The organism is Gordonia sp. AC31 (assembly GCF_031844505.1).
Lineage (GTDB): Bacteria > Actinomycetota > Actinomycetes > Mycobacteriales > Mycobacteriaceae > Gordonia > Gordonia hongkongensis.
On the sequence record NZ_JAUZVK010000009.1, the window covers coordinates 45,035 to 66,296 of the forward strand.

Consider the following 21,262-nt stretch of genomic DNA (forward strand, 5'->3'; position numbering starts at 1 on the left):
CAGGGGGCAGGTCGTTCTTTCGGATCAGGGAGCAGGTCGGCCTCACGAGAACCGTTGCGCGAGCCACCCCCCGATCTGGGCGGCGGCCAGGCTCGCGCCGGTCGGGGCCCCTCGGCGGATCGGACCGCCGAAGTGGGTTCCCTCGACGCGGACGTGCGTGACATCGTCCGCGCCGAGGGCGTTCACCATCGCCACCGCATCCTCGGGGAAGCACGCTTGGTCGCCGGTGAGCTCGACGAAGAGCGCGGGAACCCGGACACCGGGCGCGCATCGGAGGAATCCGGCGTTGCTCGACAGGCCAGACCAGGTGGACAGCCACGCGTCGGGGGTCGCCAGCCGACCGAACCCGACCAGGCCGTAATCCGTGAGGTCGGGACGCCGACCGAACAGCGACCCGTAGGGCCGGTCGTTGGGGCTCAGGGACTGATCGAGGAACCGCAGGTCGGCGTCGGTCCGGTAGATAGTCATGATGCGCGGGGCGAGCGAGGCCCGACGGTCGTCCGGGTCGTCGCTTTCTGCGAAACGTGCTCGTGCGCGCGCGGTTTCGGCGACCAGATCCCGCGCGACGGTGTCGAGTCGTTCGACCCGGGCGCGTTGGGCGGCGCGGTACCGCTCGACGAAATCCGGTGCGTACGAGGAGCTTTCCGGAGGCTCCGCGTAACCGTTGGCGGGCTCGAACGGATTCAGCGAGGGGTCGGCAGCGAGCGGATCGTCCTCGTCGGTGACCGATGGGTCGATGAGGCGCAGCAGCAGTTCGCCTTGACCGGGATGAGGCGCGAGGAAGATGGCGCCGTCGGGGACCGGCATGTCGGCACCGGCCAGGTCCACGGGTCGGCCGGCGGGAGTCGTGGTCAGCCGATCGCCGGGCGCCAGTCCGGCCTGCTCGTGGTAGAAGGCGAACAGGGCGCCGCCACCCGAATGGCCCAATGTGAGCACAGATCCGAAGTCACGTTCGCGCAGGAAGACCTGTCCCGCCGCGGCGTCGAGGATGGCCTGCTCGTGGACGAGGGTGAGGTCGTTGTTGACCGAACGCGTGCCCTGCGTCCACACCGCGAACCCGCGGGCGAGCAGTTCGGGGACGAGTACATGGTGTGTCAGGTCCTGCCGCGGATGCATGAGGGCGACGACGACGGTCGCGCCGGGGACAGTGCGCAGAACCCCGGTGACCTTGGCGCCGTCGGCGGTGGTCAGTTCGTGCACGGAGGTCGTGGTGTTCGCCGGTTGCTCGGCGGCGTCGATGTAACGACCCGCTCCCAGTCGGCTCGTGCCCGCGGCGGTGGGGGCGGTCATCGCGGTGCGACCTTCAGTGCGTCCTTGTCCCACTGCACTATTCGCGAGTCGAGGAGCCCGGCGACGCTGCTGTACCAGACGGCGTGGCGACACCCGGTGGCCCGCCGGTCGATGACGATGGTGTCGTCGGCGGTGATCCGGAAATAGGGTCCGACATGATCCACCGAAACACCCGGCGCTTCGCCGGCGACCGCCGCGACGGCCTTGTTCTCCGGGACGTCGAGGACGAACAGCGTGGTCATCGGACGGTCGCCTCCTCGGCGGCGAGTACGTCGCCGGCGGTGTGCTCGTCCTGCCAGGCCGCAGCCCGTTCGACGATCCGCTCGGCCTTGCGCATGAGAAGCGCGTCCATGCTCGGATTCGGTTGCGAGACCACGTCGATGAGGGCCTCGATGGTCAGGTTGGCGTCGAGGTCCTCCTGCGGCGTGACGGCCCGCATCGCACGCGTGATCTCGATCATGTACCCGTTCGGGTCGTGGGTGTAGATCGACTCGATCGTCTCGTGTTGGATCTGCATCTCGACCGGCCATTCGCTGGCATCCAGCCGTCGCCGGTACTCCAGCAGATCGGTCTCGTCGTCGACGTGTATGGCGAGGTGACGCGAGCGGATGAACCAGATCGGTACGTCCTCGGCGAAGCGTGAGTACGAATCACCCTGGGGGCCACCGTCGAACGGCTCCAGTCCGAAGTAGTAGAAGAACGCGAGCCGGTCGTCGTTGCCGATGTCGAAGAAGAAGTGGATGAAGTCGGGATGCTTGTCGGGTCCCCAGCCGGCCGCGCAGATCGAGTGCACGACCGGGAAGCCGAGGACGTCGCGGTAGAAGCGGACCGTGGCCGCCGGGTCGAAGGTGGGGTAGGCGACGTGATCGACGCCGCGGACTCTGTGGGGCAGTGGATTCATGGGGTACTCCAGGATGATCGGGGTGGGTGATCAGGCAGGGACGGTGGCGATGTCGGCGCGCAGCAGGCTGCCCGCGCCCTCGATGGAAGCGGGCAGGCCGAGTCCGCGCAGAATGCTGTACGCGCCGGCTGTCGCAGCCGACAGCACGGGCAGGCCGAACTCGCGTTCGGCGTCGTCGATCAGATCCAGGGACGGCATCTGGACACAGCAGGACAACACCAGCGCGTCGACACCGTCCAGTTCGAGGGACCGGGCGGCGGTCATCACGCGTTCGCCGGGGATACATCCCACCTCGGCGTTGTCCGCGACTTCGAGGGCCCGCCAGTCCATCACCTCGAAGCCCTCGGCGTCCAGGTACTCGACGACCTTCTCGGCGAGCGGCCGGAGGTAGGGGGTCACGAGGGCAATGCGTCGGGCGTCCAGTGCACGGAGCGCCTCGACCAGGGCACCTGCGCTCGACCGGATGATCGCGTCGGAGCCGCCGGTGGCCAGCTGTTCCGCGACGGCACCCTCGACGCGCTGGTGTTCACCCGGCCCGCCGACCATCAGCGCCACCAGGCAGGCGTAGAGGATCACCTCCGGTGAGGCGTCGGCGATCTCGAGAACGCAGCGTTCGCGTTGTGCGTTCATCGCGGCGAGCTGTTCCGGGGACACCGTGTGCATCCTCATCCGGGTCGAGTGGAACGAGAACTGCGAGGTCGGGTGCCGGTTCAGGAGGGCAGGCATCTCGGTCTCGACCGTGACGTTCGAACTCGGCACGACGAGGCCGATGCGGTGGACACCCATGGGTCCGGTCCTTTCGATCGCGGCCCGCAGAGGGCCGTTCACGCCAAGTTGACGTTGACGATTATTATTCGACGCCAATGATGATTCGTCAAGGCGTTTGTCATGGTGGGTCTGACCTGCAGCGATAGGTGACTGGGGGACACTCAATGGTGATCCAGCTCATAACAAATGCTTGACAGGTGATCGATTGCGTCGAATACTCAACGCCAACGTAAACGGACCTGAAGGGGCCTCGCAGCCCGGACAACGAAGGAGTACCTGGCCATGGCATACGTGATCGGTGTGGACGTCGGCGGGACGTTCACCGACGCCGTCCTCGACGACGGCAACGGCTTGGTCGTCGCGGGGAAGGCGCCATCCACTCCGCCGGACTACTCGGCCGGGGTGATGGATGTCCTGACCGTTCTCGCCGAGCAGTTGGGACGTCCACTCGACGACATGCTCGCCGACACCCACCACATCGCGCACGGCACCACGTCGTCGCTGAACGCGCTGGTCATGGGCCGAGTGCCGGACGTCGGATTCATCACCACCAAGGGGCACCGCGACTCGATCTTCATCATGAACGTCGAGGGTCGCTACCTTGGTCGTTCACCGGAGCAACTGCAGAATGTGCTCGCGCAGAGCAAGTCTCATGGGTTGATCCACAAGCGGCATGCGCTCGAGGTCACCGAGCGAATCGACCGGGACGGCCGTGTCGTCGTCGCACTCGACGAGGACGAGGTCCGGACCACGGTCCGGCAACTGCTCGACGACGGAATCTCCGCGATCGCCGTGTCGCTGCTGTGGTCGTTCCGCAACCCCGTACACGAGCAGCGGATTCGCGAGATCGTCGCCGAGATCGATCCGAGCGTCTTCGTCTCGCTGTCGAGCGAGGTCAGCCCCCGCATCCGTGAGTTCGCCCGCAACGCGACCACGGTCATGAGCACCCAGATCGGTCCGGGCCTCCGGGACTATCTCGGCGAGCTCGAGGGCAGACTGCGGGAGCACAAGCTGGCCGGCCCCTTGCTCGTCATGCAGAGCAACGGCGGCGCAGTGGCCGCATCGGAGGCCCCGGGAAATGCCATCTCGACGGTGGGTTCGGTGCTCACCGGCGGCGTGGTCGGATCGGTGTCCCTCGGTCGGCAACTGGGCCACGACAACATCATCGCCACCGACGCGGGCGGCACGACGTTCCTCGTCGGGCTCGTCGTCGACGGGGAGCCGGTGCGATCGTCGACGACGATCATCAATCACCATCCGATCAACGTGCCCACCCTCGAGGTTCATGCGATCGGCGCCGGCGGTGGCGCGATCGCCTGGCTCGATGCCGGCGGCAACCTGCAGATCGGCCCCCACAGCGCGCAAGCCGTTCCGGGCCCGGCCTGCTACGGACAGGGCGGTACCGAACCAACGAACACCGACGCCAACCTCGTGCTCGGAATCCTGCCTGAGCGCGGCCTTCTCGGCGGCCGCAAGGCTTTGGACCTGAATCTCGCCCGCGAAGCCATCCGTACGCGCATCGCCGAACCGCTCGGCCTCTCGGTCGAGGACGCCGCCGCGGCCATCTACGCGGTGCAGAACGCCCAGACCGGCGATCTCCTGCGCAAGACCGTCGTCGAGGCCGGCCACGACCCCCGCAACTTCATCATCTACGCCTTCGGCGGCTCGGGTCCCGCTCATTGCGGGCTGTACGCGCAGGAGATCGGGGTGTCCAGGGTCGTCGTCCCGCTGGGCCAGGTGGCCTCGGCGTTCTCGGCTTACGGTCTCGCGTCGTCGAACATCGTTCTCGCCAAGGAACTCTCGGACCCGGCGGCGATGCCGCTCGACCCGGCCCGGGTGGAGGAGAACTTCAAGCTGCTCGAGGAGCAGGTGCGGGGTCAGCTCGACCGGCAGGGCCTGCAGTTCGCCTCCGTCGAGATCGAGCGCGAGATCGACATGCGCTACACCATGCAGCTGGCCGAGGTCGCGACCCCGCTGCCGGACGGTTCGCTGACGTCGACCGAGATCGTCGCCGCCGCAGAAGCGTTTGAGAAGAAGTATGCCGACCTGTACGGGAAGGACAGCGGATTCCGCGAGGCGGGCATCCAGGCCATCACCTACCGGGTCCGCGGCACGGGGGTCCTGCCGTTCTCGCCGGAGCTGCCCGAACTGGCAACCGCCAACACCACCGATCCGTCGTCGGCGCACGTGGGTGTGCGGAAGGTCTGCCTCGACGGCCGACGCGGCTTCGTCGACACCGACATCTACGACTACGCCGGACTGCGGGCCGGCCACATCATCCGCGGTCCCGCCGTCATCGAGGTGCCCACCACGACGGTGGTGGTCCCGCACGACACCACCGGTGAGATCGACCGCCTCGGCAACCTGAACATCACCGTCGATCCCGCATGACCGACCACACGCAGCAATCACAGGAGTCGCTCTCATGACCGCACCCATTCCCGGCTCGGAGGTCTTCTCGAGCCGACCCACCGATCTCGACGCGCTGGCCCGGTCGCTGCCGCCGTCGTTGCCGGTGCACACCGTCTCGCAGGAACAGATCGATGCACTCGACCCGCTCACCTACGAGGTGATCCGGCACCGGCTGTGGTCGGTCACCGACGAGATGGGCGAAGCCCTCAAACGGATGTCGGGATCGCCGATCGTGACCGACGCCAACGACTTCGACTTCGCGGTCAGCGACGAACTGGGCCAAGAGGTCCAGGTCGGGCTGTACAACACGATGCTCGTCGGCGCGGTGGACCTCGCCATCTACTGGACGCTGCAACATCGTTCGCTCAATCCCGGGATCGCCGAGGGTGACATGTTCCTCTGCAACGACCCGTGGGTCGGCGGCGGACTCCACCAGAGCGACGTGATCGTCTACCAACCCGTCTTCCACGACGGGAAGCTGTTCGCCTGGACGAGCGCGATCTGCCACGAGCCCGATCTCGGTGGGTCGGGACTGGGTTCCTTCGACCCGGCCGCCAAAGACGTGTTCTCCGAATCGCTTCCGACACCGCCGATCAAGGTGGTCCGCGACTACGAACTGCAGCGGGACGTCGCCGACGTCTGGGTACGGCGCAGTCGGGTTCCCATGCTGGTGGGTCTCGACCTACGGGCCAAGATCGGCGCGAACAGCGTGGGCCGTGACCGGTTGCTCGCCGTCATCGAGCAGTACGGCGCGGACACGGTCAAGGCCGTCATGAAGCGGATGATGTCCGACGCCGAGGGGCGGTTGCGGTCCAAGCTGTCCGACCTCCCGGACGGGACGTGGCACGCCACCGGTTACCAGGACCAGTCCCAGACCGGCGACCGCGGCGTCCACAAGATCACCGTCGCGATGACCAAGACCGACGATCACCTCGAGTTCGACTTCACCGGCACCGACCCGCAGACGGGCGTCATCAACTGCACGTACGCGGGCATGCGCGGCGGGGTGATGCTGGCGCTGCTCCCCATCCTCGCCGGTGACATCCCCTGGTCGGCCGGCGGGCTGATGCGGTGCTTCGACCTGGTCGCGGAGGAGGGGACGATCAACAACGCCACCTTCCCGGCGGCGGTGAGTCGCGGGCCGATCGGCCCGGCGTGGCTCACCGGCAACCTGATCGCTGAGTGTCTGGCCCAGATGCTGGATCGCCACCTCGAGTTCGGCAAGAACGTGCAGGCATCGTGCTGCGGGACGTGGGACACCGCGGTGGTCGCGGGCCTCGACGAGCGCGGCGAACAACCGGTGCCGTTCCTCAACATCATGATGGAGCCGATGGCCGGCGGGTACGGTGCGCGGCCCGTCGCCGACGGCATGGACACGGGCGGCCTCTTCTGCATCCCGATGGGCCGTATCCCCGACACCGAGATGACCGAGTTCCTCTACCCGCTGCTCACCCTGTGGCGTCGGGAAGAGCCGGACTCCGGCGGTCCGGGGCGGCACCGTGGCGGCGTGTCGGCGTCGCTCGCGGTCACCCCGTACGGGACGAGTCTGCCGATGGGTCTCGTCTTCGCCTCGGCGGGCAAGGCCGTCGCGCAGAACGCCGGACTCGCCGGCGGACTGCCCGGCAACACCGGCCTGGAGATCCTGGCACGTGACTCTGGCGTACAGGAACTGTTGGCGCAGGGCCGGATTCCGGGGACGCTCGACGAGCTGGCCGGTGCGAAGGAGATCGGCGCGTGCTACGACGAGAGTTACCTCGCCCCCGGTGAGGTGCTGTACATGCACTGGCAGGGTGGCGGCGGTTACGGCGATCCGCTTCGCCGGGAACCGGAGGCCGTGGCCGCCGATGTGCGCAACGGGAAGGTGACCCCCGCGGGTGCCGAAGACGCGTACGGCGTCGTGCTCACCGCCGGCGAGGTCGACGGCTCGGGCACGGAGCGGAAGCGGGCGGAATTGCTGGAGATGCGGCGTACCCGCTCCGAGATCCCCAGCGGACAAGAGGCGACCCTCGATCTGAGTTCCGCTCGGCGACTCGACGACAACCTGGTCGAGGTCACCATCGGCGATTCCCGCGTGGTGGGATGCGCCCACTGCGGAAGACTGCTGGGCGACAGCAAGTCCGGGCGGCTCGACCTGGCGCGCTACGACGGTCCGTCGAGCGACGCCGGTCCGCAGGTCACCTCCGATCCGGGCGAGTACGTCGACACCGAGGTCGTCTTCCGGCAGCAGTGCTGTCCCGGGTGCTTCACGGCCATCTACTCGGGCATCGTGCCGGTCGACCATCCCGACCGCGTCGCCGAACTCGCCCAGCTCATCCCGGCGGTGGCGGGTCGATGACGGTGACCTCCATCCCCGACCGCCCCTCGGACGGCGCGGCCCCACCGGGTCGGGCCCGGTGGGGTGATCGCCTGGTCGGGTATCCCGCGGATCGCGCGGCGGCCTACCGGCGGGCGGGGGAGTGGACCGATCGCCCACTGGCCGACCGGTTGCAGGACACCGTCGACCGTTTCCCCGACCGCCCCGCAGTCGTCACCGATGTGGCGTCGATGACCTACGCCGAGTTGGGTCTTCGCACCGACCAGCTGGCGTCGGGCCTCCTCGATCTCGGGCTGCGACCCGGTGATCCCGTGCTGTTCCAGGCGGGGAATCGGATCGAGACCGTGCTCGTCTGGTACGCGTGTCTCAAAGCGGGCCTGGTCCCGGTGGCGACACTCGCGGCTCATCGGGCGCACGAGATCGGTCACATCTCCCGTGTGGTCGGGGCGGTCGGTCACGTCGTCGAAGCGGGGCTCGGTTTCGACCTCGTCGAGTTCGCCCGGCGGCAGGCGCAGGGACATCCGACCCTGCGGACGATCCTCACCATCGGGGCGCCCGACGGCGTCGGGGACGACGTGAACCGGGTGGAGGCGCTCGGCTCCGGAATCGCGCCCGCGGAGGCACGAGCGCGGACCGCCGCGATCCAGGCCGACGTCGATCCGCTCGACGTGTGTGCGTTCCAGCTGTCCGGCGGCACGACCGGTGTGCCGAAGGTCATTCCGCGGCTGCACGTCGAGTACTGGGACAACGCCCTGCTGTACGCCCGGCGCCTCGGTTGGACCGAGGAGACCCGGGTCGCCCATCTGATCCCGATCATCCACAACGCGGGCATCAGCTGCGGCCTGCACGCCGCACACTCGGTGGGTGGTTGCCTCGTCCTCGCGACCGCGGACGTGTCGAAGGCGTTCCCGCTCATGGCACGTGAACAGGCGACGGACGTCCTGATCGGGCACGGGCATTATCAGGCCGTCACCGGTCCGGACTTCGACGCACCGAGCGCCTTCTTGCGCACCGTGATCCTGTCCGGGGCGAAGCCGAGTCGTGAGCTCTTCGACCGAGCCGGCGGGGAGAAGCGCTGGGTCGGACAGCTCTTCGGTATGTCCGAAGGCCTGTTCACGGTGTCCCCACGCGACTCGTCCGATGGGGTCCGCCAGACCACCGTCGGTACCCCGATCGCGGCCGGCGACGAGATCCGCATCCTCGAACCCGGTACGGAGACCGAGCTGCCCGACGGCGCGGTCGGCGAATTGTCGTGCCGAGGCCCGTACACCATTCCTGGCTACTTCGATGCGGCCGAGCACAATCGGACCGCGTTCACGTCCGAGGGCTTCTATCGGACCGGGGATCTCGCGAAGGTCGTGGTGATCGACGGGGTGCGCCACCTGTCCATCGAGGGACGGATCAAGGACCTCATCAACCGCGGCGGCGAGAAGATCAACGCCGAAGAGGTCGAGCAGTTGCTCGTCACCCATCCGCAGGTGCGCAACGCCGCGGTCGTCGCGATGCCGGATCCGCGTCTGGGAGAGCGGACCTGCGCGTACCTCGTGACCGCCGACGACCGGCAGGTGTCGATGGAGAGCGTCCAGGCCCACCTGGAATCGCTTGGCGTGGCCAAGTTCAAGTGGCCCGAGCGACTCGAGCTCGTGCCGCAACTGCCCCAGACGAACGTCGGGAAGATCGACAAGAAACGACTCCGCGCCGATGTCGTGGCCAAGCTCGACGCCGACGCCGGGTCCGCCGCCGCGCCCTCGGGCGCAGACCAGTGAGGAACAATCCATGAAACTCAGTCGAATCGCCGTGCTCGGTGGCGGTCCGGGTGGGCTGTACGCCGCGCGACTTCTCAAACGGAGTCATCCCGACGCCGAGGTGACCGTCTACGAACAGGGCTCGCCCGACACCACTTTCGGGTTCGGCGTCGGACTCGCATCCCGTACGCAACGCAACCTGCGCGAGGCGGACCCCGCGTCTCTCGACGCCATCGTCGCGGTGTCGCATCCGCACGAGATGTCGATTCGGGTCGGGGACGACGTCGCCCGTCTGTCGCACGGGGAGCTGCTCGCGATCGCGCGTACAACACTTCTCGACGTTCTCCAGCAGCACGCCGTGGCCGCCGGTGTACGGCTCGAGTTCGGTGTGCGGCGGTCGGTCGCCGACCTCGACGCCGACCTCATCGTCGCCGCCGACGGTGTCAACAGTGCAACCCGGACGGACATGGCCGACGATTTCGGGCCGGCCATCTCCACCGGCGAGGGACTGTATCTGTGGTGCGGAGCCGACGTCGCCCTCCCGAGCGCGATCTTCACACCGGTCACCACCGCGGACGGCACCTTCGTCGCGCACGCCTACCCCTACGCGTCCGACCGGAGTACGTTCCTGATCGAGACCGACGAGACGACCTGGCGTCGTGCCGGTTTCGATCTCTCCACCGAGAACACCCCGATGACCGACAGCGACCAGACCGCGCTGGCGTATCTTCAAGACGCCTTCGCCGACACGCTGGGCGGGCACCGGCTGATCGGCAACCGCACGCGGTGGCTGCGGTTCCGCACCGTCACCTGCGCCCGGTGGCACTCCGGGAACGTCGTGCTCCTGGGGGACGCCGCACACACCGCGCACTACTCGATCGGTTCGGGAACCAAACTCGCGATGGAGGATGCGATCGAACTCGATCACGCGGTCCGGAGTGCGACGACGCTCGACGAGGCGCTGTCGGCGTACGAGTCGGCGCGTCGGCCGAACGTCGAGTATCTGCAGTCGATCGCGGCGCGTAGCGAACAGTGGTGGGAGTCGTTCCCCCGCCGCACCGAAATCCCGGTGGACCAGTTGATGATCGCGTACATGACCCGTGCCGGGAAGGTCGGACTCGACCGCTTCGCGTCCTCGGCGCCCGAAGTGGCCCGCCGCGGGCTCGCCGCGTATGCCGGCGTCGACGATGCTGCCGTCCCCGCCGGCGGATTGTCGACATGGGTGGTCGGACAACCGTTGTCACACGGGCCCTGGACGTTCCCGACCCGGCAGGCCCCCGCCGAGCTGTTGCTCGACCCGGGAACCACCCGGCTCGAGGTCGACATCGATTCCGCCTGGGGAGAGGCCGCGGTACCTCTTCTCACTGCAGCTACGGGCGCGTCCGCAGTGTGGCTGACCGGCCGAGGCGACCGGGACGCGGTGCTGACGCGCCTGGACCTCGGCGAGCGCCTGCGTCAGGAGACGGACGCGCTGGTCGTCGTGGAGGCGCCCACCGGCTCCTACGACGATCTCGTCGCCGGGTTGGTGAGTCTGCGCACCGATCTCGTCGCCGTGACCGACGGCGACGCCCCGGACGACGTCCCGGAGGTCGGGCGCGGCGCGGGGGCCGGACACACTATTCTTCGCCTATGACCAGCTCGACGCCCCAGGAGTCGCCGACCGCCGGGCGCACCGGCCGCAGCAATTCACGGCGTGAGCTGGTCGAACGCGAGATCATGGAGCAGGCCACCAGGTTGTTCGCCGAACGCGGGCTGGCGAGCACCACTCTTCAGGACATCGCCGACGCCACCGGCCTGACGCGTCCGGCGCTCTACCACTACGTGGCCAACAAAGACGAGCTGTTCGCCCGGCTGGTCAGCGAGATCGCCGAGGAACCGGCCATCCTGCTCCACGAGATCAATCAACGAACAGACCTCGATCCCGTCGGGAAGATCCACGAGATGGCGATGTCCATCGCGCTCCACCAGACCCAGACCCTGGATCGGTTCCGGCTGCTGATCCGCTCGGAGGCCGAGCTGCCGCCCGCGCTCGCCGAGACCTACCGGCAGAGCCGCCGGCGGGTCCTCAAGGAGTTGGTGGCCGTCATGGAGGAAGGCATCGCCGGGGGCCGGTTCCGTGCCGCCGATCCACGGATCTCCGCGCTCGGCATCGTCGGCATGCTGAACTGGCTGGCCTGGTGGCATCACCCGGGTGACAGCGAGAGCGACCGTAAGGTCGCGCGCCAGCTGGCCGACATGGCGGTCAACTCGGTCGTCGACCCCGATGCGGACAACACCGTGTCGGGCGCAGAACGACTCATCGCGCAGATGCGGCAGAACCTCGATTACCTGGAGCGGGAGGTCCGGGAGCGCACGTCACCCCCTTCCGCTCCCTGAGGAGGCCGGAGCTTGCGGAGGCCGTCTACTTCTGCTCCCTGAGGAGCGCCCGGAGCTTACGGAGGCGACGTCTACTTCTGCTCCCTGAGGAGGCCGGAGCTTGCGGAGGCGACGTCTACTTCTGCTCCCTGAGGAGGCCGGAGCTTGCGGAGGCCGTCACGAAGGGTCCTGGTGAGATGCGTCGCCAGCCCTTCGAGGCTCGTCGACCTCGACTCGCTCCTTCGTCGCTTGCTCGGCCCGGCGGCTGGCGCTCCTCGCACCTCAGGGAGCAATGGTTCTGTCCTCCTTTCGGACTAGGGAATTGTTCTCGCGCCTGCCGCCGAGTGCGGGATCAGATCCGTCCGAACTCCGCCATCGCGTCGGCGAGGGTCATGCCGTTGCGGATCGCGGCCCGGACGTCGATCTCCTTCTCCGTCATGGTCTCCGCTGCCTCGAGCACGACGTCGACGATCCCAGCGGGGATGACGATGACACCGTCGTCGTCGCCGAGGATGAAGTCGCCGGGCTCGATGACGACCGGTTCCCCGGATGCGCCCGGCAAGGTGACGGGTTGCTGCCACGTCTCGACGCGCCAACGGCCGCTGGTCTGCACCGAGGTCGGATAGCGGGAGAACGTCGTGAAGCCGATCTCGTGGAGCCATCTCTTGTCGCGCACACCGCCGTCGACCACTGCGCCGACGGAGCCCCGCTGCATCATGCCGATCGCGACGAGTTCACCGAAGTAACAGACGCCCCGGCCGTTCCCCTGCCACACGGAGACCTCGTCCGGGCCGATCTGGCTGCACGCCTGCGCTTTCAGCGGGTCCCGTCCCGGGGCGTCGCTCATCGCGCCCGAGATGGTGAACGCCCAGCCGGCCAGCCGTTCGCGCCCGGCCGCACACGTGAAGTCGGTGCTGAGCGCCTGATCACGGTGACCCAGGTCGTCGAGGACGTCGGCGACGTTCGCGACGTCGACGGCGAGGAAGCGGGAGCGGATGAGTGCGCGGTCGGTGGTGGTGCGCATGGGCATCGGCGGCTGACTTTCGGTGAGGGCGGGCGAGAAGCGGGGGACGAACTGCTGTCGCATCAGGTGTCCTGACGCGTGCGCATCCGCAGGCGGCGGAACGCGGTGAACAGGACGACGACGGCCAGGACTCCGTAGAGGACCCAGGTGATCGCGCTGCCGACCAGCACGCTCGGATCGCCACCACTCGACATCATCGCGTTGCGCAGGCTGGTCTCGGCAAGGGGGCCGAGGACGACGCCGATCATGACGGGGGCGAGCGGGAAACCATAGCGTCGCAACAGATATCCGACGAAGGCGATGGCGATGACCAGGATGAGGTCGGTGATCGCGGCCGAGGTCGCGTAGACACCGAGCACGCAGAACACCGCGATCCCCGCGTAGAGGTAGTGCCTGGGGATCAGCAGCAGCTTCGCCCAGATGGCGGCGAACGGCATGTTGAGGATCAGCAGCATGACCAGGCCGACGAACAGGCTGGCGATGAGCGTCCAGACGAGATCGGCGTTGCGTTCAAAGAGCAGGGGGCCGGGCTGCAGGCCGTACTGCTGGAACGCGGCCAGCATGATCGCCGCGGTGGCGGAGGTGGGCAGGCCCATCGCGAGCAGGGCACCCATCGCGGTGCCCGACGTCGCGTTACCCGCCGCCTCCGGTCCCGCGACGCCGCGGATGGCGCCGTGACCGAACTGGGGGTCGGGTCGCTTGCGGTCGAGACGACGCTCGGTTCCGTAGGCGAGGAACGTCGGCACCTCTGCGCCGCCGACCGGGATGACGCCGAAGGGGACGCCGAAGCCGGTGCCGCGCAACCACGCCGGGAGCGCCTCGCGGAACTCGGCGCGCTTGAGGAAGGGCCGCCCGATGACGGCGTCCGCGTCCGGCGCACGCGTGCGGTGGATGCGGGAGGCGACGTAGAGGACCTCGCCCAGGGCCAGGGTGCCGACGGTGATGACGATGATGCTGATGCCGTCGAACAACTCGGGCGCGCCCATCGTGAAGCGCTGGGTGCCCGAGATGCCGTCGATCCCGATGACCGCGAGGATCAGCCCGATGAGCAGTCCGGTCAGGCCCTTGATAACGGAGTCGGAGACCACCGAGGCAATCGCGATGAAGGCGAAGACGGCGAGGGCGAAGTACTCGGCGGGACCGAACTGGATGGCGAGATCGGCGAGCTTGGGCGCGAAGAACACGACGATGGTCGTCGCGATCATGCCGCCGATGAAGGCGCCGATCGCGGCGGTGGCGAGTGCCTGGGCGGCCCGCCCGCGTTTGGCCATCCGATGACCCTCGAATGATGTTGCGATGGCGGTCGACCCGCCGGGCGTGTTCATCAGGATGCCCATGGTCGAGTCACCGAACAGGCCGCCGAAGTACACGCCGGCGAACATGATGAACGCGGCGGTGGGGTCGAGGGTGAAGGTCACCGGCAGCAGCAGTGCGACGGCCATCGCCGAACCCAGGCCCGGGAGCACACCCACCGCGGTGCCGAGCAGCGCGCCGATGAAGACCCAGAGCAGGTTCATCGGGGTGAGCGCCTGGGAGAAACCCTCCAACAGGAGTGAGACGTTGTCCATCAGAACAGCCCTCCCAGGATGCCGGCGGGCAGGTTCAGCCCGAGACCCGCCGAGAAGAACGCCTGCACCGCACAGGAGACGACGAGCGACACCGCGATGTCGAGGACCGGACGGGTGGAACCCATGGCGTAGGCGACGATCCAGAACAGCAGCGCAGCGGACAGGATCCAACCCAGCGGAACCAGCAGCACGGTGAAGGCGATGAGTCCGGCCAGGACGAGACCCAGTGCACGCCAGTCACTCTGCGTTCGCCACTGACCGGTCGCGGGCGGCACGATGTCGGGATCGGGCTCGTCGGGGTGACGCAGGGTCTGCACGGTCAGCAGTCCGGCGATCAGGTAGGCGCAGATCGTCAGGATGATCGGGAAGAACGCGGGCCCGGGAGTCGCTGCGCTACCCGGGATGTCCATCCCGATGATGCCGGCGGTCAGGTAGACGGCAAGTGCGAGCATCAGGCCGGCGACGACCAGGCCGCTTCGTCCGCTGAGCGGGCCGCGTTCACGCTCTGGTCCGCGGTCGTCGTCAAGTGGTGAGGCCGGCTGGGCCGCCGCATTGTCAGTCGTCATGATGGGCTGCCTTCACTGCCAGTACGGGGACCTCGGCGTCGATGAGGATGCGCTGTGCGTTCGAGCCGAGCAGGAGCTTCCCGACGCGGGACCGGCGGCGCAGTCCGACGACGATGAGATCGGCGGCCAGTTCTTCTGAGACGTCGATGAGTTCGGCGGCCGGATCGGAATCCTCGCGACGATGGCCGAGCCAGCGAATCGCGGTGTCGTTGCCGGCGTTCTCGATAGGGGCGAAGTCGGGCTCGGGAATGCCACCGTCGTCGTCGACAGCAGGGGTTTCCATGTCGAAGACGATCAGTTGAGAGCTCTCGCTGCGCGCGAGGCGCCGGCCGTGTTCGAAGGCCGCTCGACCTTCGGGGGTGTGGGCGAAAGCGACAAGGATGGGCATGGGTTCTCCGTGATGTCGTGTGGGGCAGAAGTTGTGCAGTGCAGGTTCGGCGACCGCCGGTCAGTCAGTACCCGAGGTCGGCCCAGATGCCGCGGACGAACTCCGATTGCTGGTCGATGACCTGGTTGAATCCGGTGCCCGGCGTGAACGTGTCGGACCAGTTGTTGCGCTGCAGTGCATCTCGCCACTCGGGTGATTCGACGACCTCGGTGACGATCGCCTCGAGTTCGGTGCGCTGGTCATCGGTGATGCCCGGCGGTGCGACCACCCCGCGCCAGTTGGTGAGGGTGACGTCGTAACCCAGTTCGGACAGGGTCGGCAGATCGATGGCCGGGACCGGCTCGGGGGCCGAGATCGCCAGCGCGCGTAGATTTCCGGCGGTGATCTGGTCGACGAAATCCTCGTAACCACTGACCGAGGCCTTGATCGTCCCGGACATGAGTGAGGTCGCCAGTTCGCCACCACCGGAGTAGGCGATGTAGTTGACCGCGCCGGGGTCGATACCGTTCTCCCGAGCCATCTGGCTGATGATCATCTGGTCGACGCTGCCCAGCGAACCGCCACCGAACGTGAAGTTCTTGGGGTCCTTCTTCCATTCGGCCATCAGCTCTTCGATGGTCGTGATCGGAGAATCAGCCGGCACGACGACGACGTCGTAATCGTCGGCGAGCCGCGCGATGGGGGTGACGTCTCCGAGATCCACGTCGGACCCGTTGATGTTGATCGCGCCCAGCATCGTGATGCCCATGACCATGATCGTGGTGGCGTCGCCGGTCATCCCCGCGAACTGGCTGAGTCCGATCGTGCCGCCGGCACCGGGGATGTTGACGACCTGCGAGTTGTTGACGATGTTCTGGGCTCGCAGCGCCTGCTGCATCTCGCGCGCCGCACCGTCCCAACCACCACCGGCGGCCGCGGGCGCGATCAGGGTCAATTGCGATCGCGCGTCGGCGCCGCCCTCGCTCCCGGCCGCGTCGACGACGCCGACGACGACGATCGCCGCGGCGACCAGTGCGCCGAGTGCTTTGACGAGCGTGGGAACACGTTTCGGCGGACGAGACGTGCGGGACAGCTCTGTCGATTCGTCGGTGCCGGGGGATGGTGCGGTCATGCGGTCCTCGTTTTCGTTCGGGGTCGGGTCCCGAGGCCGAGAGCTACCAACATCGTCTGACTCGATTCTGCTGCGAATGTGAGGACCACCACGTCGGTGGTCACATCGGAAGTGTTGGCGTAACCGTCGTCACAGTCACGCTTGGGCGCATAAGTATCGTTTTGCGCTTTTCGCGCGCGCTCGGCGTCGCACAGTTATAGATTATAACCTATGACGGTGACGCAGGACACAGGGGTCGGAATAGTGGCAGCGGCCAGGTCAGCCGGCGACGGGGTCCTCGGTGAGCGCATCGATGGCACGACGTCCGAGACTGTTGCCGATGTGCTCGCGCATCACCGCGTCGGCACGCTCGGCGTCACCGTCGGCGACGGCCTCCATGATCGCCCGGTGCTCGGCGGTGACCCGCGACCGGTCGTCGGGTGAATCGCCCCGGTGGGAGAGGCCGATGACTCGGTAACGATCTGCTTTGTCCCAGAGTCGTTCGAGGATGTCGATGAGAACGGGGTTGCCCGAAGCGCGGTACACCGTGCGATGGAATTCCCGGTGTCGGACAAGGGCATCGACATCGGACGCACTGGCAATGGGCGAGAGGCGATCGAAGGCATTGCTGATGGCGGCGATGTCGGCCGCCGTTCGCGTCCGCGCGGCGAGCGCCGCCGCGAGCGGGTCCAGGTTCTCGCGTACCTGGTAGAGGTGGCGCGCCTCATCGGCCGATACGGGGGTCACGCGCGCGTCTCGGTGGGCCTCGAGTTCGACCATGCCCTCGGCGGACAGCCGGCGGATCGCCTCGCGGAGGGGAGTCGTGCTGACGCCGATCTCGGCCGCCAGCTTGGCCTGGGGGATCACCGCGCCGGCCGGCAGGACGCCGGTCAGAATCCGCCGCTGTAGCTCGGCGTATGCGTAATCGTTCTTGGTGAACATCCCGCCTGGTGTGGTCATGGCGGGCCTCCCGGCAGTGGTCATGGGACGTCGAGGGTGCGGCAGCGCCGGACGCGGCGATGATAACACGGGTGGTGCAAGTTATAGGTTATAACCTATAGTGGGGTGCATGAGTGGAGCTGAACGCCGCGCGCAACCCGATCTGCCGGTCGTCGATGTCGAGCGGCGGGTCGGGTCCGACGTGTACCGGCAGTGGCCCACGGTGGTCCGTCTACTCGCCGAGAACGTGACTCGCCATGCCGACGCCGAGACGCGCGATCGAGCCCTGGACGACATGACCCGCTGGCTTCGCGCCGGCACCAGCGACGCCGAGATCCCGTATGTGCCGGGCCGGTTGCTGATGCACGACACCACCAGCACGCCCGCCCTCGTCGACATCGCCGCGATGCGTGACGCGGTTGCCGCCCGAGGTGGGGATCCGACGGCGTTGAGTCCCCGCCTTCCGGTGGAGGTCTCGGTGGACCATTCGCTCGCGGTCGAGTCGTTCGCGCGCCGCGATGCCGCCGCGGCCAATCTCGCCCACGACATGCGTCGCAACGCGGAGCGGTATCGCTTCCTGGCCTGGGCGTCGACCACGATGGACACCGTGCACATCAACCCGCCGGGTACCGGGATCATGCACACGATCAACCTCGAACAGCTCGCCACCGTGGTGACGGTGGAGAAGGTCGGTGGCGTCGACCACGCGGTGCCCGACATGATGCTCGGTACGGACAGCCACACGCCCATGATCAACGGGCTCGGTGTATTGGGCTGGGGCATAGGAGGTCTGGAAGCCGAGACGGTGATGTTCGGCATGCCGACCACACTGCGGATCCCCGAGGTCGTGGGAGTCCGCCTCACCGGGACGCTCTCCGCGGGCGTGCTGGCCACGGATCTCTCGCTGGTCGTCACGCACCGTCTGCGCGAGCTCGGGGTCACGGGTGAGTTCGTCGAGTTCTACGGGCCGGGCGTATCGGCACTGACGGCGGGCGCACGGGCGGTGATCGCCAACATGGCCCCGGAATACGGTGCCACCACCGGGTTCTTCCCCGTCGACGCACAGACCGTCCGATATCTGGCCGACACCGGACGTACCGCAGAACACTGCGAGCTCGTCGAGTCGGTGACACGACGGCTCGGACTGTGGTTCGACCCCGATGCCGAGCCGCGTTTCACCCGCACGATCGACATCGACCTGGGTGCGGTGGTCCCGTCGGTGGCCGGTCCGCGTCGCCCGCAGGACCTGGTCCCGGTGACCGAGTTGCCGGCGACCTTCGACGCCGAGGGGCCTTCTCGATGTGACGACGACATCCCGATGCCCGCCTTCCCGATCGCCATCGCGTCGATCACGAGCTGTACCAACACCTCTGACCCGCGCCTCCTCATCGCCGCGGGTTTGGTCGCCCGCCGCGCACGGGAACGAGGGCTGCGGGTGCCGGAGTATGTGAAGACCTCCCTCGCGCCGGGTTCGCCCTCTGCCGCCGGCGTGCTCGAGCGGGCCGGTCTCACCGACGACCTGTCCGCGGTCGGCTTCGACATCGTCGGATTCGGTTGTGCCACCTGCATCGGCAACTCGGGACCGCTGCCGGCGGAGATCACCGCGGTGGCCGAGGCGCACACACGAAATCCGGTGGCAGTACTCAGCGGCAACCGCAACTTCCCCGGCCGCGTCCACCCGGACCTCGAACTGGGCCTGCTGATGTCGCCGCCGATGGTGATCGTCTTCGCGCTCGCGGGTGATGCGGCGATAGATCCCACCTCGGAACCGATCGGCGTCGACGCCGACGGACACGACGTGATGCTCGCTGAACTGTGGCCCGCCCCGGAGGAGATCGACGCGCTCACCGATGCAGCGCGGCGTCCGCGTGATGTCGTCGACGACTTCGTCTCCGCGTCCCGCAATCCGGCATGGGACGCACTCGATGTTCCGGATGGGCCGCTGTTCCCCTGGGACCCGTCGTCGACGGCCCTGCGGCGTCCTCCTTTCGCCGATGACGGCTACGCGCACACCATGCTCGGGGAGTACACCGCGCAGCCCCTGCTCGTGCTCGGCGACGACATCACCACCGACCACATCTCCCCGGCCGGGGCGATCAAGCCCGACAGCCCGACCGGTCGATACCTTGTGGAGCGAGGTGCGGAACCGGGCGACCTGAACGTCTACGCCTCCCGGCGGGGCAATTGGGAAGCCATGTTGCGGGGCGGGTTTCAGAACAAGAACGTCCGCAACGCGCTCGCACCGGATGCGGCTCCCGCGCACACCGTGCATGCGCCCACCGGCGAGGTCGTGTCTCTTCCGGAGGCCGCGGGCCGGTACGCCGACGACGGCGACGCGGTGGTGATCGTGGCGGGGGAACGGTACGGCATGGGCAGCTCGCGCGACTGGGCGGCGAAGCTGGTGCGTCTGCTCGGAGTGCGGGCCGTGCTCGCGCGCAGTTTCGAGCGGATTCATCGGTCCAATCTGATCGGTGTCGGCGTCCTGCCGTTGCTGATTCCTGCTGACGTCGACGGCGGGTTGCAGGACCTGCAGCCCGGAGACCGACTGCGCGTCAACGGGACTGCCGACGCCGTCGACCGCGGGACGGTGGCGGTCGTCGTCCGGCGGATCGACGGTTCCGAAAGGCGTTTCGACGCGCAGGTGGCCGCCGAGACCGATCTGGATCGTCGGCTTCTCCGACGCGGCGGAGTCATCCCCAGCATTCTCGACGAGCAACTCGTGCGGTGACCTCGCGGGCGGGGGGGCAACGCGTAGCTGCCAGCGAATTCACAGTGATCGGTCAACCCCCTCATAACCTGCGAGTTCACTCTCGATACATGAGAAAGAACAAGCACATCTCCTCGGTCCCGCTCGTCGTCCTCGACGACCCTGCTGCCATCGACCACGCGTACGACCTGTTCCGTCGCGACATCCCGCTGGCTGTCGTCAGCAGTGAGTACTCCGCGGTCCTGCCGTTCATGCTCGGCAACAACGGGCACACCGCGGCATTCGTCGCCGACGTCGACGACCCCGACCAGCTCGCGGAGGCGATCGTGATCATCGAACGCCGTTTCGGCCGAGTCGGTTCGGTCATCCGCTATGCGGCCGACATCCCGGCGGTGGCGGTGTAGGACGTGAGCGCGATGTCAGAACGACGGTGGGTTGTGGAGGAAGTCCTGGCCGGGAATCTGGACTCGAGGCGGCGGATCCGTTCGGCCGAACCCGCCGGTAATCGGCACGGCGGCTGACGACCCACCAACCGATAGAGAGCGGTCGATCGTCGCATCGCGGGTCGGCGACCTGGAACCATGCGCGACGGTGTAGCAGTGCAGGTGCGCGATCCCGGCCTCGAAGAGACGATCGTAGGCATTACCACGGCTGGTCGAATAAGGCTCATGCTGGTTCAGTGTTGCGACACAGCCTGTTTCAGGCCGATTTATGCGGGGGTCCACTCGAGTCCGAGGAGGGTCAGGGCACGGGCCAGTTGTGGATCCGCGGCGTCGATGGGGCAGTGGTCGACAACGTCGATGTGGGGGCTGATGTCGGGGTCGGCGGCGCGTTCGTAGAGCGCCCGCATGCGCAGCTGGTCGCCGTGGCGGGAGTCGGACTCGATCCCGTCGACCGCTGCCTGTCCGTGGTGGGTGAGGGCGTAGAGCCAGCGGGAGATGGCCTGGGTGAGCCCCCGGGGGCGGCCATCCCGCAACGCGGCGGTGTCGAGGTCACGCGTGAGCGTCGTACGCCTCGGCCACAACGGTGGCCGAGACCGCGCCTGCGTGTTTGCGGGCGTAGTACGTGGACGGGGCGAGCTGCATTCCGCGCTCGCGGAGCACGCGGCAGATCGGGACGACCCCGAACCGATCCCGGTGAGCGTCGATATGGTCGACGATCAGTACAGAAGCTCAGCATGCCACGACTATGCGCC

Annotated in this window: 18 protein-coding genes; 7 read left to right on the forward strand and 11 right to left on the reverse strand. The window is 67.7% G+C overall.

Translation table 11 applies throughout. The features are described 5' to 3' along the window. Nucleotides 1-42 precede the first annotated feature (42 nt). Genes Q9R39_RS12685 through Q9R39_RS12700 form a run of 4 tightly spaced genes read right to left on the reverse strand, consistent with a single transcriptional unit; the run spans nucleotide 43 to nucleotide 2,977 of the window. Complete coding sequence (locus tag Q9R39_RS12685; protein WP_058253751.1) at nucleotides 43-1,290, reverse strand: hypothetical protein; 1,248 nt, start codon at nucleotides 1,288-1,290, stop codon at nucleotides 43-45. Then, on the reverse strand, nucleotides 1,287-1,532 hold the full coding sequence (locus Q9R39_RS12690; protein ID WP_058253750.1) for a hypothetical protein: 246 nt from the start codon (nucleotides 1,530-1,532) through the stop codon (nucleotides 1,287-1,289). The genes Q9R39_RS12685 and Q9R39_RS12690 overlap by 4 nt, the downstream gene beginning before the upstream one ends. After that, on the reverse strand, nucleotides 1,529-2,191 hold the full coding sequence (locus Q9R39_RS12695) for a VOC family protein (protein WP_058253749.1): 663 nt from the start codon (nucleotides 2,189-2,191) through the stop codon (nucleotides 1,529-1,531). Before Q9R39_RS12695 ends, Q9R39_RS12690 begins: the two co-directional genes overlap by 4 nt. Before the next feature lie 30 nt (nucleotides 2,192-2,221). Further along, nucleotides 2,222-2,977 (reverse strand): maleate cis-trans isomerase, encoded by a 756-nt coding sequence (locus Q9R39_RS12700; RefSeq protein ID WP_058253748.1) that lies wholly within the window; start codon nucleotides 2,975-2,977, stop codon nucleotides 2,222-2,224. 264 nt (nucleotides 2,978-3,241) lie between these two features. Between Q9R39_RS12700 and Q9R39_RS12705 the strand changes: the two genes are divergently transcribed. The 5 genes from Q9R39_RS12705 to Q9R39_RS12725 are packed head-to-tail and all read left to right on the forward strand — an operon-like array spanning nucleotide 3,242 to nucleotide 11,806. Continuing rightward, nucleotides 3,242-5,350, forward strand: coding sequence for a hydantoinase/oxoprolinase family protein (locus tag Q9R39_RS12705; RefSeq protein WP_311277587.1), 2,109 nt, complete (start codon nucleotides 3,242-3,244; stop codon nucleotides 5,348-5,350). A 34-nt stretch (nucleotides 5,351-5,384) separates the two neighbouring features. After that, nucleotides 5,385-7,706, forward strand: coding sequence for a hydantoinase B/oxoprolinase family protein (locus Q9R39_RS12710; RefSeq protein ID WP_058253746.1), 2,322 nt, complete (start codon nucleotides 5,385-5,387; stop codon nucleotides 7,704-7,706). After that, nucleotides 7,703-9,451: a (2,3-dihydroxybenzoyl)adenylate synthase gene (locus Q9R39_RS12715; protein WP_058253745.1), complete on the forward strand. Its 1,749-nt coding sequence runs from the start codon at nucleotides 7,703-7,705 to the stop codon at nucleotides 9,449-9,451. The genes Q9R39_RS12710 and Q9R39_RS12715 overlap by 4 nt, the downstream gene beginning before the upstream one ends. Before the next feature lie 10 nt (nucleotides 9,452-9,461). Further along, on the forward strand, nucleotides 9,462-11,063 hold the full coding sequence (locus Q9R39_RS12720) for an FAD-dependent monooxygenase (RefSeq protein ID WP_058253772.1): 1,602 nt from the start codon (nucleotides 9,462-9,464) through the stop codon (nucleotides 11,061-11,063). Continuing rightward, entirely contained in the window at nucleotides 11,060-11,806 is a 747-nt protein-coding gene (locus Q9R39_RS12725; RefSeq protein ID WP_058253744.1) for a TetR/AcrR family transcriptional regulator, read from the forward strand. The genes Q9R39_RS12720 and Q9R39_RS12725 overlap by 4 nt, the downstream gene beginning before the upstream one ends. Before the next feature lie 331 nt (nucleotides 11,807-12,137). Here Q9R39_RS12725 and Q9R39_RS12730 read toward each other — a convergent pair whose 3' ends face one another. The 6 genes from Q9R39_RS12730 to Q9R39_RS12755 all read right to left on the reverse strand — a co-directional run bounded on the left by Q9R39_RS12730 (nucleotide 12,138) and on the right by Q9R39_RS12755 (nucleotide 17,381). Next, nucleotides 12,138-12,872 carry an RraA family protein gene (locus Q9R39_RS12730; RefSeq protein WP_231742670.1) on the reverse strand — a complete coding sequence of 245 codons (735 nt, stop codon included), beginning with the start codon at nucleotides 12,870-12,872 and terminating at the stop codon, nucleotides 12,138-12,140. After that, complete coding sequence (locus tag Q9R39_RS12735) at nucleotides 12,872-14,377, reverse strand: tripartite tricarboxylate transporter permease (RefSeq protein WP_058253742.1); 1,506 nt, start codon at nucleotides 14,375-14,377, stop codon at nucleotides 12,872-12,874. Before Q9R39_RS12735 ends, Q9R39_RS12730 begins: the two co-directional genes overlap by 1 nt. Continuing rightward, nucleotides 14,377-14,943, reverse strand: a complete 567-nt coding sequence (locus Q9R39_RS12740) for a tripartite tricarboxylate transporter TctB family protein (protein ID WP_058253741.1) — start codon at nucleotides 14,941-14,943, stop codon at nucleotides 14,377-14,379. The genes Q9R39_RS12735 and Q9R39_RS12740 overlap by 1 nt, the downstream gene beginning before the upstream one ends. Next, entirely contained in the window at nucleotides 14,933-15,331 is a 399-nt protein-coding gene (locus Q9R39_RS12745; RefSeq protein ID WP_058253740.1) for a universal stress protein, read from the reverse strand. The genes Q9R39_RS12740 and Q9R39_RS12745 overlap by 11 nt, the downstream gene beginning before the upstream one ends. A 64-nt stretch (nucleotides 15,332-15,395) precedes the next feature. Continuing rightward, a complete protein-coding gene (locus Q9R39_RS12750) occupies nucleotides 15,396-16,442 on the reverse strand; it encodes a tripartite tricarboxylate transporter substrate binding protein (RefSeq protein WP_078113905.1) in 1,047 nt (348 codons plus the stop codon). Between the two features lie 258 nt (nucleotides 16,443-16,700). Then, entirely contained in the window at nucleotides 16,701-17,381 is a 681-nt protein-coding gene (locus Q9R39_RS12755) for a GntR family transcriptional regulator (protein WP_058253739.1), read from the reverse strand. 109 nt (nucleotides 17,382-17,490) lie between these two features. On the opposite strand from Q9R39_RS12755, the gene acnA reads away from it, so the two are divergent. Together acnA and Q9R39_RS12765 are read left to right on the forward strand one after the other, a co-directional pair. Continuing rightward, nucleotides 17,491-20,088 (forward strand): aconitate hydratase AcnA, encoded by a 2,598-nt coding sequence (gene acnA, locus Q9R39_RS12760; protein ID WP_058253738.1) that lies wholly within the window; start codon nucleotides 17,491-17,493, stop codon nucleotides 20,086-20,088. Between the two features lie 89 nt (nucleotides 20,089-20,177). Next, nucleotides 20,178-20,471, forward strand: coding sequence for a hypothetical protein (locus tag Q9R39_RS12765; RefSeq protein WP_058253737.1), 294 nt, complete (start codon nucleotides 20,178-20,180; stop codon nucleotides 20,469-20,471). Nucleotides 20,472-20,776: 305 nt separating this feature from the next. Here the strand turns inward: Q9R39_RS12765 and Q9R39_RS12770 are convergent, their stop codons facing one another. After that, nucleotides 20,777-21,091 (reverse strand): hypothetical protein, encoded by a 315-nt coding sequence (locus Q9R39_RS12770; protein ID WP_231742667.1) that lies wholly within the window; start codon nucleotides 21,089-21,091, stop codon nucleotides 20,777-20,779. Nucleotides 21,092-21,262 lie beyond the last annotated feature (171 nt).

Coding starts and splice junctions, on each gene's coding strand:
- Q9R39_RS12685 (WP_058253751.1), bottom strand. CDS start 1,290: ATGACCGCCCCCACCGCCGCGGGCACGAGCCGACTGGGAGCGGGTCGT.
- Q9R39_RS12690 (WP_058253750.1), bottom strand. CDS start 1,532: ATGACCACGCTGTTCGTCCTCGACGTCCCGGAGAACAAGGCCGTCGCG.
- Q9R39_RS12695 (WP_058253749.1), bottom strand. CDS start 2,191: ATGAATCCACTGCCCCACAGAGTCCGCGGCGTCGATCACGTCGCCTAC.
- Q9R39_RS12700 (WP_058253748.1), bottom strand. CDS start 2,977: ATGGGTGTCCACCGCATCGGCCTCGTCGTGCCGAGTTCGAACGTCACG.
- Q9R39_RS12705 (WP_311277587.1), top strand. CDS start 3,242: ATGGCATACGTGATCGGTGTGGACGTCGGCGGGACGTTCACCGACGCC.
- Q9R39_RS12710 (WP_058253746.1), top strand. CDS start 5,385: ATGACCGCACCCATTCCCGGCTCGGAGGTCTTCTCGAGCCGACCCACC.
- Q9R39_RS12715 (WP_058253745.1), top strand. CDS start 7,703: ATGACGGTGACCTCCATCCCCGACCGCCCCTCGGACGGCGCGGCCCCA.
- Q9R39_RS12720 (WP_058253772.1), top strand. CDS start 9,462: ATGAAACTCAGTCGAATCGCCGTGCTCGGTGGCGGTCCGGGTGGGCTG.
- Q9R39_RS12725 (WP_058253744.1), top strand. CDS start 11,060: ATGACCAGCTCGACGCCCCAGGAGTCGCCGACCGCCGGGCGCACCGGC.
- Q9R39_RS12730 (WP_231742670.1), bottom strand. CDS start 12,872: ATGCGACAGCAGTTCGTCCCCCGCTTCTCGCCCGCCCTCACCGAAAGT.
- Q9R39_RS12735 (WP_058253742.1), bottom strand. CDS start 14,377: ATGGACAACGTCTCACTCCTGTTGGAGGGTTTCTCCCAGGCGCTCACC.
- Q9R39_RS12740 (WP_058253741.1), bottom strand. CDS start 14,943: ATGACGACTGACAATGCGGCGGCCCAGCCGGCCTCACCACTTGACGAC.
- Q9R39_RS12745 (WP_058253740.1), bottom strand. CDS start 15,331: ATGCCCATCCTTGTCGCTTTCGCCCACACCCCCGAAGGTCGAGCGGCC.
- Q9R39_RS12750 (WP_078113905.1), bottom strand. CDS start 16,442: ATGACCGCACCATCCCCCGGCACCGACGAATCGACAGAGCTGTCCCGC.
- Q9R39_RS12755 (WP_058253739.1), bottom strand. CDS start 17,381: ATGACCACACCAGGCGGGATGTTCACCAAGAACGATTACGCATACGCC.
- acnA (WP_058253738.1), top strand. CDS start 17,491: ATGAGTGGAGCTGAACGCCGCGCGCAACCCGATCTGCCGGTCGTCGAT.
- Q9R39_RS12765 (WP_058253737.1), top strand. CDS start 20,178: ATGAGAAAGAACAAGCACATCTCCTCGGTCCCGCTCGTCGTCCTCGAC.